We start from the raw sequence: 12,527 nt of genomic DNA on the forward strand, positions 1-12,527 counted from the left end.
ATTGGGCTGAGGCCTTTTTTGGCTCAAACGTAATTCCAGGTAAAGCATCGGCAAACATTTCAGGTTTTACGTTGCTATAATACTGTTCAATCATGGCGGAAATAGTAACATACTGGCGCGTAATTACGTCTATGCTGGTTCCGGCTCGTAGTTGCCAAGCCATATAAGTGTATATCAGTGAACCCAGCGTTCTGAAAATTTGGAGCCTGTTAGTAAAAAACCTACTATAGTTTAAGAGGGGCTGGTTTGTATAGAAATTGGCTTGGAGCTTCGTCAGGCATTTCAACCGTGAGGGAAGTGCATTAGTTGATTTATGAATTAACTGCTGAACAAGAGCTTTATAATGAAGAGATGTTGCCAGTGGGCAGACTTGAACCGCCACGCTATCGCTAGCAATCGATTTTGAATCTGATGTATTTACTACCGATCAAACAGTAAGAACAAAAAAGCCCTCGCATTTCTGCAAGGGCTTGAATGATGGTGCCTCGACCCGGGATCGAACCAGGGACACGCGGATTTTCAATCCGCTGCTCTACCAACTGAGCTATCGAGGCACTTAAACTGTGCTATGTAAGCTTTATAAAAAACTTTGCAAAACTTTGCAAGCTTTATCGAAGTGCTTACTAACTTTAAAACTATTGCTCCAAAAGCTTTTCTGGTAAATCTGATTGGAAGTGCTTGCACTTTTCAATCCGCTGCTCTACCAACTGAGCTATCGAGGCTGAAACTTGTTAGCGTTCTAGGCGTTTACTGCCTGTCCTGCTGTGGGTGCGTATTAAACGGTTTTCGCCTTCACAAGTCAACCGTTTTTCTCGCTTTTTTTGCGCTTTTATTACTGTTTGCGCATTGTTTGCTCAAAAAACGCTTTTTTGCTTATTTTTCAGGCGGAACGTAGCCTTCAATCGTAGGCTCTACGTCGTCAAACAAGTATGCCGACATTTTTTCTTCTAAAAACTTACGGGCATTCGGCTCCATCATATTCAACTTGTGTTCGTTAATTAGCATGGTTTGCTTTTTTTGCCATTCAGCCCATGCCTCTTTAGAAATGTTGTCGAAAATACGCTTACCCAGCTCCCCCGGGTAAAGTTGGAAATCTAAGCCATCAGCTTCTTTTTGAAGCTTGCGACAAAATACCGTTCTTGCCATGTTATTTCCTTTCGTTCGCTATCTGCTTAGCAAAAAATATTGCGTTGGGCTTAGAACGCCTAACGCATTAACTGCTGAATAATCTTGGTTGTAGGTGCCGCCAAACCAACTTCAATAGGCTCGTTCAACGAAAACCAACGAAATGCCGTTTCGGCTACGCGCTTTGATGGAGCAGAGTTTACCACGGCCACCACCGGGGTGATATCTAAATGAAAATGGCTAAAGGTATGACGGAACCCTTCAAGCGTTCGGGTTTCGTCGACACTGATACCTCGCTTGGCCAACTGCTCAATCCCCTCTTCTATTGAAGACACCTCAATAAAACCATATAGGCCACCCCACAGCCCTGTTGAGGGACGCTGCTCTAAATACACTTGGCTGTTAAACTGTGCCACCATCATATAGGTGGATTTCTCCGGTAGCGCCTTTTTCGGCTTCTTACCCGGGTAGTCGGCTTGCGCGCCTTGGGCGTAGGCAATACAGTCGGCTTGAAGCGGGCACTCATCACACTTTGGCTTGCTTCGCGTACAGATCATCGCGCCCAAGTCCATCATCACCTGCGTATAGTTGGCACAACGTCCGCCTTCTGAATTAGTGGGCGTGTTTTTCTCGGCCACTTCCCAAAGCTGATTCTCTACTTTTTTCTGTCCCGGCCACCCGCCTATTGCATAGTATCGGGCCAACACACGCTTCACATTGCCATCTAATATAGGAAAGCGCATATTGCGAGATAGCGAAAGTATCGCCCCAGCGGTAGATCGCCCTATGCCGGGCAAATCCATGACTTCTTCTAGACTATAGGGAAACTCGCCGTTGTACTTTTCTACCAGCGTATTCGCAGCTTTGTGAAGATTTCTTGCTCTTGCGTAGTAGCCAAGCCCAGTCCAATGATGAAGCACGTCGTCTTGAGAAGCCTTAGCCAAGTCGTGCACGGTGGGAAAAGACGCCATAAAGCGTTTAAAGTAGGGAATTACCGTGGTGACTTGAGTTTGCTGCAGCATTATTTCCGACACCCACACCTTATAAGGCGTAACGTCTTGTTGCCAAGGCAAATGCTTTCGCCCGTGTTTATCAAACCATGCGAGTGCTCGCTCTGCAAAGCTACCTGTATATTGTTGTTCTGTCATAATCGTCTGTATGGGCAGTTACTACCGCTAGGTCGTTTTCTACTTAGCGACCATTCATTAAAAAGCGCGCTATGGTAGCATGTAACTAGCCAGTTTATTGTTAAGGAGCACACGTGTCTGTGCAGCACCCTGTTTTATTTTTTCCCGGTACGCTCTGTGACGAGCGCGTATTTCTACCGCTTTGGCGCGAACTAAATATTGCACAACGTCGTTATGTACCGCTTCAATGGGCAGCATCGCTAGAAGAAATGCTGGCATTAAGCGAAGATCGTATTCTCGAAAACGAAAAAGTGCACCTTGTGGGTTATTCGATGGGCGGGTTTATAGCTGCATTAGTAGCACAGCGCAATCCTTCCAATATTGCTTCGATAACCTTAATCGGTTACAACCCAGAAGGGTTATCAAAAGAAGAAATTGCAAAGCGCAAGCAGCTTACTACTATGCTTAAGCAAGGTAACTTTAAGCCCGACAACGACGCTTATCTTTCGCGATTTATCCACCCTTCCCGCTTAGCGGATGAAAACGTGGCTGGCGTTGTAAAATCGATGGCGCAGGATTTAGGTAAAACAACGTTACTCAACCACACGCTAGCAACCACACCACGAGAAAGTACCGTTAAAGCGCTCGCAAAGATCAACGCGTCAGTAACGTTTATTACTGCCCAGCAAGACGCCATTGCACCAGCAGAAACAATTAAGCAGCTAAAAAATGTACTACCCAAAGCGACGTTCCACACCATTAGTGACGCCGGGCATATGATAGTACTTGAGAAAACTGACGCCGTAGCGTCTATTATTGCAAAACAAATTGGCGTATAAAATTACAGCATTTTTGCCACGATAGCGTTGCATAAGCCGTGGGTAAGTGGATAATGCGCCACCATAAAATTGGGTAAGAAAGGCATTGCAAATGAGGCAATTCAAAAGTCAGGCGGAAGCAGAAGCCGCTGGAGTATACGTAAGCAAGGTAAAAAGCTTCGTGAAACGCGAAGGTAGACTTACTAAAGCACAAGAAAAAGCGCTAGAAGATCACTGGCCAACCAAGGGCATTGACTACGCTGAAGCACCGTTATCGCTGTCAGAAATTTTTGGCCGAAGTGCGCCTGTTGTTGTAGAAATTGGCTTTGGTATGGGCAAGTCATTGGTTGAAATGGCCGCAAATGCACCTGAGAAAGACTTTATCGGCATTGAAGTTCACCGTCCAGGCGTTGGCGCATGCTTAGCTGAAGCGAGTGAACAAGGCGTCGAGAACTTGCGTGTAATGGACCATGATGCGGTAGAAGTGCTTAAAAATATGATCCCAGACGGTTCGTTGTCTCGCCTACAGCTATTTTTCCCAGACCCTTGGCACAAGAAGCGTCACCACAAACGCCGTATTGTTCAGCCTGAATTTGTTGAGCTGGTTCGCACCAAATTAGCTATTGGCGGTTGTTTTCATATGGCGACGGATTGGGAGCAATATGCTGAGCACATGTTAGACGTTATGATCAATGCCGACGGTTACACCAATACTGCAACTGACGGCGACTATGTACCTCGTCCAGACTACCGCCCAATTACCAAGTTTGAAACCCGTGGCCAAAAATTAGGTCATGGCGTTTGGGATCTAATTTTCGAGCGTACTAAGTAATGATTTTATCTCCTCAAAGCCAACTGTTAGAACGTAATATCGCGCTTTTCGACGAAGGTCAGTGGGCATTTATCAACCCTTCTGATGCGTATTTTCTGGACGGTCTTAAATCGCAAGAAGTCACGGTAATTCACCAATATTTCGATATTTTTTCAGAGTGCGTAAGAGTCGTACCCTCGGTATCGTTTGATAGCCGAGATATTACGCGCACAGGTTTTGAGGTGACGCAGAAAGTTGGAAATCATACTCATATATTTACGCCTTTCGTTGCACTAGAGAAATCTCACACTGACGTGATGATTTTCTTACCCAAAGCAAAAACCCATTTTCAGATGCTATTGCGAATGGCAGCCAGCATGGTGGGCCAAAATGGTCGTATTCACGTGGTGGGTGAAAATAAGGGCGGTATAAAAAGTGCTGCTAAGTTGATGGACCAATACGGCCCAACCCAAAAGGTTGATTCTGCTCGCCACTGCAGTCTTATTACCGTTTTAGTTGAAGAGCCACATCTTGCCTTTGAACCGGATGCATGGCTTGATATGAACACGTATCATGTTGAGGGCACGGCTTGGCAAGTGGCCTCTATGCCTGGCGTATTCAGCTACAAGGAACTGGATGCGGGAACTGAGCTTTTACTAGAAAAACTCTCAACATCATTGAGTGGTGAAATTCTGGATTTCGCATGCGGCGCTGGCGTGATTGCCAGTTATATAATGCTTAAGTATCCGCATTTGAAGCTTCATCTTACTGATGTTAGCGCACTTGCAGTTTACTGTAGTGCACTCACCCTAGCAGACAATGGATTATCAGCAACACTCTATGCTGCAGATGGATTGCACGGTTTTACCCAAAAAGTACAGCATATTGTCACCAACCCGCCATTTCATACTGGCATTAAAACTGACTACACCATCACTAAGCGCTTTATTTCTGACGCTAAAGCAAGCTTAAGTCGTGGCGGCACTATGCAGATGGTGGCAAACCGATTCTTACCCTACCCAGGTTTACTCGCTGAGCACTTCCAAACGGTCTATACCACAGCACAAACGTCGCAATTTTCTGTTTATCAAGCGGCTTTGTAATTAAAAAAACCATTAGCTTGTGCTAATTTAGCTTTTCTACCTGTTGCTCATGCCATTGCGTACTCCACGCAATGGCATACGGCGCTTTTTCCGTACACTATATTTAAGCATTACAAGTGCACTGCACGTTACGCTCTGGGGGATCACCTGTGAATATTGTATTTGCTATTTCAGAAGTTGAAGAATTGGTAAAAACCGGCGGCCTTGCAGACGTTGGAAAAGCACTCCCACTCGCGCTTGATACCTTGGGCGAAAGCATCACCATTGTTATGCCTTATTACCAAGTACTGGCTGAACAGTTGAACCTACCAACTGTAACCGAGCAACAAACCCTGTTTACTGAAGGTCAGGTGTACCATTTTGATATTCGCTACATGCAATGGCACGGTATTCCTATTTACTTTGTAGACTCGCCCGAATACTTTATGCGTGAAGGGCTATACGCCAACGCATTTGAGGCCTATGAAGACAATGGTGAGCGCTTTAGCTTTTTCAGTGGCGCCGTACTCCAAACGCTAAAAGCTATTGATAAAAAGCCTGACATTATTCACTGTCACGACTGGCATGCGGCCATGCTGCCGTTTTTACTTACCCACGACAAATCTGGATATTTTGACGGTACTAAAACCATATTCACTATTCATAACGCGGCTTTTCAAGGCGTGCATAAGCTTGAGAGCATTCCCTTTCTTCGCCATCATCCAAACATTCTGGCGCAAGTGCACGGCGGTTACATCAATATGCTGCAAAGCGGAATTGAGTTTGCCACGAAAGTGACAACCGTAAGCCCTAACTATGCGAGCGAGTTACTTACTGACCTAGGTAGTCATGGCCTGCACGAGCGGCTTGTAAATCGTCAAGCCGACTTAAGCGGTATTCTTAACGGATGTGACTACACGCAGTGGAACCCCGAGACAGATACATTCCTACCTGAGAATTACAGTGTAGAGAATCTTCATCCAAAGACCGCATGTAAACGAGCATTACAGGAGAAGTCGGGATTACCTGAGAATGGCAACGTACCGCTTATTGGAATGGTGTGCCGGCTGACTGAACAAAAAGGCTTTGGCTACATACTGCCCATTTTGGACGATTTAATTAAGCACAATGTTCAAATGGTAATTGTGGGCACGGGCGACCCTAAAGTGTGTATGGACCTTGGCGAATTCGCTCAACAACACCCTGACCAATTCGCGTTTATAAACGGGTTTAGTTCCGAACATGCCCATTTGGTAGAAGCCGGCGCTGATTTCTTCCTAATGCCTTCTCAGTTTGAGCCGTGCGGATTGAACCAGATGTACAGCTTAGCTTATGGAACCATCCCCATCGTACGTTCTGTAGGCGGACTCAAAGACACGGTTATCGATTACAGCAACGATAGTGAAGGTACGGGTTTTGTGTTTGATGATCCTACGCCACATGCACTGCTATCTTGCATTCGTCGAGCTCTGCTGGCGTTCTACGAAGATGCCGGAAAATTCAGGGCGATGCAGCAACGTGGAATGCGAACGCGATTCACATGGGAAGCAGCGGCGAAGAATTACCAGCAACTATACGTTTCAACCCTCAACTAAAGGGCTTTGCGTACATTAATTATTGTTTATGGGCGTCTTCCTTTTTGTGCATTTTTGCGCCACTATGAATATATGGAAGACGCGAATGGACAATACGCAAAACGGATATGACGGATAAAGTAGTCAAGCTTACGATTAAAAGCCTTTTCATTTGGGTGGTAATGTCAATTACTACGTTTTCGCTTGCAGTGTTATCCAGTCTTGCCGTCTACACGCAAATTAAAACCTACCGTCATGAACTTGAGTCTAACGCACTCATGTTGGCCAAGTTGGTCGCAAGCAGCTCAGCTATGTATCTTTATGACGAAACGCCAGAGCGCATTGAACTTGCCCTAAGTAACCTTGCTGCCGCCGACCATGTTTTAAATGCCCACGTTTACAAAGCGCAAAGCGGTAACCTAGAGCCCCAGATTTTCGCCTCTTATAACAAGGAAGGCCAGTTATTGTTAGGAGGCAAGGAAAATCAACTGGCGTCCATGTTTATGACACCTCAATTGGCCGACAATGGTCAATACCTTGAATTAAGTGCAAAAGTCTTCGACACTGAGACGAACATTCAGTTGGGCTGGATATATTTACGAATTTCCTCAGAGAATTTTAACCAGCTTGTTGGAAAGTCGATTTGGCTTAATTTGGCAGTAGCCTTGGCGCTATTGGCTATTAGCTTTTACTTTGCAGTGCGTATGCAGCGTATTGTAACTGGTCCCGTTGAGGACATTGCCAACTTCTTGCAGCGTACTTCACGACAACGTGATTATTCAGCCCGTGCCAGCGGTTCCACCATTAGAGAACTCGATATCTTGGCTGACGCCGTGAATGTGATGCTGTTTCGCATGCAAGAGTACATGCAAAAGCAACGACAGGCGGAGGAGCAACATAGAAAGCTCAATGCCAGCCTAGAAGATATGGTAAGTCACCGAACCACTGCCCTTAAAGATGCAAACCAGGAACTTATTCAAACGTTAGAAAAGCTACATCAGTTTCAGCGTCAGATTGTACAGAATGAAAAGATGGCCTCGCTCGGTGATATGGTTGCGGGCGTTGCGCACGAGGTGAATACTCCGATAGGTTTAGGCGTTACTGCGTCGACAATGATGTTAGACAGGTTGGCGGTTATTCAAAAAGACTTTGAAAATAAAACGCTGAAAGCCAGTGCAATGAAACGCTTTTTGGATGAAAGTAACGAAAACCTCAACATTATTTACCGCAATTTGAACAGAGCTGCCGAACTTATTAGCAGTTTTAAGCAGGTTGCTGTAGATCAAACCTCAGAATCTAGTCGAAGTTTTTGCGTTGTACAGCTAGTTAATGAGATACTATTGTCATTGCAGCCTCGACTCAAAAAATTAAAACACAACATCAACGTAGATTGCGACCCTACCCTTAGCGTTGAAACGAAGGCTGGCCCAATAAATCAAATCTTGATTAATTTAATCATGAATTCGGTTATTCATGGGTTTGAAACCATGGATGAAGGCACAATTGATATTCGTGCCGAAATGGTGAGTAGCAATAAGCTCAAGCTTGTTTATACCGATAACGGAAAAGGCATTTCCCCAGAGATTCGCAAACGGATATTTGACCCCTTTGTCACCACGAAGCGTGGGCAAGGTGGTTCCGGATTGGGAATGCACTTGGTATACAACTTAGTAACGCAAGCCCTTAATGGTTCAATATCGATCACCAGTGAGGAAGGCAACGGCGTAGAATTTGTAATTATCTTCCCCGTTGTTAATGCGAAAACGTCAGAATAGTTGTATAAAGTATGAACTTTTCTTGATTTTTATTGGCTAACCCCAATACCTTAACAGTAAGAATATTCACAAGTTGCTTGCAATCAAGTACATGAATATTAAAATTTAACCAGTTAGTTGCTTAAATCGTATTTTAGAAAGAGTGTAGAACACCATGCAGACGCCAAATGTGTTAATTGTTGAAGATGAGGTGGTAACCCGTACCACGCTTAAGAGTTTATTTGAAGCGGAAGGGTATAATGTGTTTGAGGCCGAGAACGGTGATCAAATGCATGATTTCTTCGAGAATCACGCTATCAATTTGGTTATCATGGACATTAACCTGCCGGGTAAAAATGGCCTTATCTTGGCACGTGAAGTACGTGACCGTAAAAACGTTGGGCTTATCTTCCTAACGGGTCGTGATAACGACGTTGACCGTATTCTAGGTCTTGAAATTGGCGCAGACGATTATCTGACTAAGCCTTTCAACCCTCGTGAATTGACTATTCGCGCGCGCAACTTACTGTCTCGTACTACAAACTCTTCAGAAGACGACGATTTACCAAGCCGTGTAAGCTTCAATGGTTGGACGCTTGACGGTGATAGCCGTTCATTGATTTCGCCTAGCGGGAAAGAATTCCGTCTACCACGCAGTGAATTCCGCGCTCTTCACCTTTTCCTAAGCAATCCAGGTAAGATCCTTACCCGTGAGCAGCTAATCATGGAAATGACGGGGCGTGAACTTCGTCCGAATGACCGTACGGTTGACGTAACGATTCGTCGTATTCGTAAGCACTTCGAATCAGATCCTTCAGATGAAGAATTGATTGTAACCATTCACGGTGAAGGTTACCGTTTCTGCGGTCAGGTTGACGGCTAAGACGTTGCCTGAACGAGTTTTGAATTAATGAAAAGCCGCTACTGTGTAGCGGCTTTTTTATATGTAAACACTTTATCCCAATAACGGCATAACTAAGCTATGCCGCGAATTGTCACTTGAGATATCGAGTGCTAAATGATCGACTTCACACTGAGAATTAGCTGTCAGCGGCGCTAAAGCAAACTGAGTAGCGGTATTGCTTCTCTTCCAACAAGAATGCTTTATGTGTACTTGGGCTCCATGAATCATCGCCGCCTACGCCCATGTGGGCATGATCTATGTACACAAACACACAATCTTGAGGTGTTAAATCACAGGTGTGTTTTGCCTCGTCTAGCTGTGCTTGCCCATATTCGCTCACGTTAAAATAGAACTGTCCAATTGCTTTTAAGCTGCTAACTTCAAGTTGATTACAGCCACAGCGCAAGCCATTGTCCGTTGGAAATATGTAGCACGTTTGCATCTCTTCTATAGGTAAGGTGTAGTGACCATATCGCGCTGCCGCTTTTCTGTCAGGGTAGTTCTCAAATGGCCCTAGTCCCTGCCAGGTAATCGACGTTGGCTTATCGGCTACAGGTACCGCCGTTTGCATACCAATACGCGGCATAGGCGGTAAACCATCATCCAAAAGCACTTCAACGTCTACCGATAGCTTGGCCTGTACATTTATGGTGTAAACCCACTTTGTTGCCGCTACCAGCTTTTCTGAATGGTGATAATCAAATAACGATGTTATACGCACGTCTTGCGCGCCCTGCTCAACGTTTACGCCCGTGCAAGTGCGTGTCCACTTGCCAATTCCAGCACGACGCCAGCGTGACTCCCACGCATTTGGGTCTGGATTATCAACTTCGCTTACCCCAATGTCGTTATCTAGCGGCGCTCTGAAAAAGTTATCTTCTAGCGGCGCGCTAAGTGTTTCCTCCGCGCCTTGAAGCCACGAGGTTAATAGCCCGCTCTCACTATTAAAGCTAAATACGTTATTTTGCGCATGTACCAGCAACATCCCATCCTGAGCTTCAATTGATAGCTCACTAGTGCCGCTTGTTGTTTCGTTATCATTAAGAGAAAACGATACTATTCCACGCTTGTTGACTAGCGCTAACTGGGCGGTGTCCATGACATGCTCTGCTTTAGCCCACGAACAGTCATTCGCTAGTACCACATCAATATTTAAGTGGTAGTCAGCGCCTGCTTTAAACGTAATATCTGGGCTAAGACTGAGCGTCTGTGCTTGTTGTGGCGCTATGTCGATTTCGCATTCGCCCTTCGCCTCAGCAATCGGTTGTCCATTTTCTAACACTTGCCAACGTAATAACTCGTTGTCTGTGCGTCTAAATAAGTAATCGCTGCTTGCTGTAAGCTCAAACTTGTTGTCTTTCTCAACCAACGAAAAGCTTAAGTGCTGCTGACAATATTTAGCTTCTAATAAGTGCGGATGTGGCGTTCTGTCTGGAAATAACAGACCGTTTATACAGAATTGTCTGTCGTTTTCAGTATCGCCGAAGTCTCCGCCGTAAGCCCAGTATGCTTCGCCGCTATTAGTGTGCTTTACTAACCCTTGATCAACCCAGTCCCAAATAAAGCCACCTTGAAGGCGAGGATAAGCCTTAAACGCTTTCCAGTATTCATCAAAGCTACCCAAGCTATTACCCATAGCATGCGCATATTCGCATAGAATAACGGGGCGGTTTTCCCCCGGCATCGACAACCATTTTTTAATGGCCCACTTAGGCACTGCATCGTCTTTAATGTCGGTATCAACCCGTGCGTACATTGGCGCAATAATGTCGGTAGCCGAAGTATCAGCGCCGCCGCCTTCGTACTGTACAGGGCGCGATGGGTCAAATGACTTTGCCCAGCCATACATTGCATCATGGGTAGGGCCGTGACCAGATTCATTCCCTAACGACCAAATAATGATGCTTGGGTGGTTTTTGTCTCGCTCGACCATTTGCGTAAAGCGCGCCATGTAAGCGCCGGCCCAGAGCGGGTCGCGAGAAAGCCTTCCCATCGGGAACATACCGTGGGTTTCGATGTTAGCTTCATCCACCACATAAAGCCCGTATTCATCACAAAGCTCATACCAACGAGGGTGATTTGGATAATGAGCGGTACGCACGGCATTGAAGTTGTTTTGCTTTAACAACTTAATGTCTTCAAGCATGTCATCTTCATTGATTGCATGCCCTTTTGTTTGATGGTGTTCGTGACGGTTAACCCCACGAATTAGCACCGCTTTACCATTTACCAATAACTGGCCGTTTTTCATTTCAATGTTTCTAAAGCCAACGTTGTAGGCCTCAACATCAATGACGTTGCCATTTTCATCAATGAGCGAGACAACGATGCGATACAGATTCGGTGTTTCAGCAGTCCAGTGATTAGGTTCATTCACATGAAGCGTTTGAAAAACCACGTCATCCCAACCGCCCTTTTCATCAATACGTTTATTGTTAGTGCCGGTAATGACTTGCTCGGTAACAGCGTTATCGCCATCAAAAAGCTGGATACCCACTTTGTAAGTAGAAGGCGCATTGATGGCGGTACGTACGGTTACTACTGCGTCGCGATAGCATGCGTCAAGGCTTGGCGTAACAAACACATCCTGAATGTGATGCTGAGGTTTGGTGACAAGATTTACGTCGCGGAAGATACCGCTAAGCCACCACATGTCCTGATCTTCTAAGTAGCTGCCGTCTGACCATCGGATCACCATTACCGCTAGTCGGTTTTCACCGTCGACCAAGTAGCCAGACAAATCGAATTCAGCCGGTAGTCGACTGTCTTGGGAATAGCCCACATACTCGCCGTTGCACCACAAGTGAAACGCGCTATTTACCCCTTCAAAAACAATATGATTGCGCTGTTTTAACTCATCCTTGGTAACGTTGAACGTTGTTCGGTAGCAACCCGTTGGATTCTCGCTGGGTACCACTGGAGGGTTCACCGCGAAAGGATATTTAACGTTACAGTAAATCGGTTTGTCGTGACCCTGCAGCTGCCAGTTAGAAGGTACGGTAATAGGCTGCCAATTAGCAGACTCGTCATCACTTAATGTTTTAGAAAGCAGGCTTTCAGGTACGTTTGCTGGAGCTTCAAATAAACGGAAATCCCACTGACCGTTTAAACTACGTTTTTGCGCATTGGTATTGTGCAATGCGTCTTTTAGCGTTTTATATCCGTGATGTGGACTGTGGGCATTGATGCGATTCCTCTGAAATACAACCGGGTTTTGCCAATCGTTTTGAGCCACTACTTGCGCAACATTAAGCATGTCATATCCTTTACTTTTTCGTTAAGCGCAATATAGCTAACTTTCATTAAATCCTTTATGCTCTAATCTTTCATAT

At 45.4% G+C, this 12,527-nt stretch carries 9 protein-coding genes and 1 tRNA gene; 6 read left to right on the forward strand and 4 right to left on the reverse strand.

Annotation, left to right across the window (positions count from 1 at the left end):
• Positions 1–478 precede the first annotated feature (478 nt).
• From BZA03_RS12810 to mutY, 3 genes are all read right to left on the reverse strand, one after another.
• Positions 479–554 (reverse strand) — tRNA-Phe (locus BZA03_RS12810).
• Between the two features lie 319 nt (positions 555–873).
• Positions 874–1,146 (reverse strand): oxidative damage protection protein, encoded by a 273-nt coding sequence (locus BZA03_RS12815; RefSeq protein ID WP_014947929.1) that lies wholly within the window; start codon positions 1,144–1,146, stop codon positions 874–876.
• A gap of 59 nt (positions 1,147–1,205) precedes the next feature.
• Complete coding sequence (gene mutY, locus BZA03_RS12820; RefSeq protein ID WP_110288991.1) at positions 1,206–2,273, reverse strand: A/G-specific adenine glycosylase; 1,068 nt, start codon at positions 2,271–2,273, stop codon at positions 1,206–1,208.
• 113 nt (positions 2,274–2,386) lie between these two features.
• On the opposite strand from mutY, the gene BZA03_RS12825 reads away from it, so the two are divergent.
• From BZA03_RS12825 to arcA, 6 genes are all read left to right on the forward strand, one after another.
• Positions 2,387–3,091: an alpha/beta fold hydrolase gene (locus BZA03_RS12825; protein ID WP_110288992.1), complete on the forward strand. Its 705-nt coding sequence runs from the start codon at positions 2,387–2,389 to the stop codon at positions 3,089–3,091.
• A 91-nt stretch (positions 3,092–3,182) separates the two neighbouring features.
• Positions 3,183–3,902 carry a tRNA (guanosine(46)-N7)-methyltransferase TrmB gene (gene trmB / locus BZA03_RS12830; protein WP_014978023.1) on the forward strand — a complete coding sequence of 240 codons (720 nt, stop codon included), beginning with the start codon at positions 3,183–3,185 and terminating at the stop codon, positions 3,900–3,902.
• The gene (locus tag BZA03_RS12835; protein WP_014947925.1) at positions 3,902–4,984 is read left to right on the forward strand and encodes a methyltransferase; all 1,083 of its coding nucleotides are present in this window, start codon (positions 3,902–3,904) and stop codon (positions 4,982–4,984) included. Before trmB ends, BZA03_RS12835 begins: the two co-directional genes overlap by 1 nt.
• 149 nt (positions 4,985–5,133) lie before the next feature.
• Positions 5,134–6,558: a glycogen synthase GlgA gene (gene glgA, locus BZA03_RS12840; protein WP_069943557.1), complete on the forward strand. Its 1,425-nt coding sequence runs from the start codon at positions 5,134–5,136 to the stop codon at positions 6,556–6,558.
• Positions 6,559–6,665: 107 nt separating this feature from the next.
• On the forward strand, positions 6,666–8,312 hold the full coding sequence (locus BZA03_RS12845; RefSeq protein WP_039236941.1) for a sensor histidine kinase: 1,647 nt from the start codon (positions 6,666–6,668) through the stop codon (positions 8,310–8,312).
• Between the two features lie 154 nt (positions 8,313–8,466).
• On the forward strand, positions 8,467–9,174 hold the full coding sequence (arcA, locus tag BZA03_RS12850) for a two-component system response regulator ArcA (protein ID WP_014947922.1): 708 nt from the start codon (positions 8,467–8,469) through the stop codon (positions 9,172–9,174).
• Between the two features lie 157 nt (positions 9,175–9,331).
• On the opposite strand, the gene BZA03_RS12855 is transcribed toward arcA, so the two are convergent.
• Positions 9,332–12,451, reverse strand: coding sequence for a beta-galactosidase (locus BZA03_RS12855; protein ID WP_110288993.1), 3,120 nt, complete (start codon positions 12,449–12,451; stop codon positions 9,332–9,334).
• Between the last annotated feature and the right edge of the window lie 76 nt (positions 12,452–12,527).

This window comes from Alteromonas sp. I10 (assembly GCF_003201515.1).
GTDB classification, from domain to species: domain Bacteria; phylum Pseudomonadota; class Gammaproteobacteria; order Enterobacterales; family Alteromonadaceae; genus Alteromonas; species Alteromonas macleodii.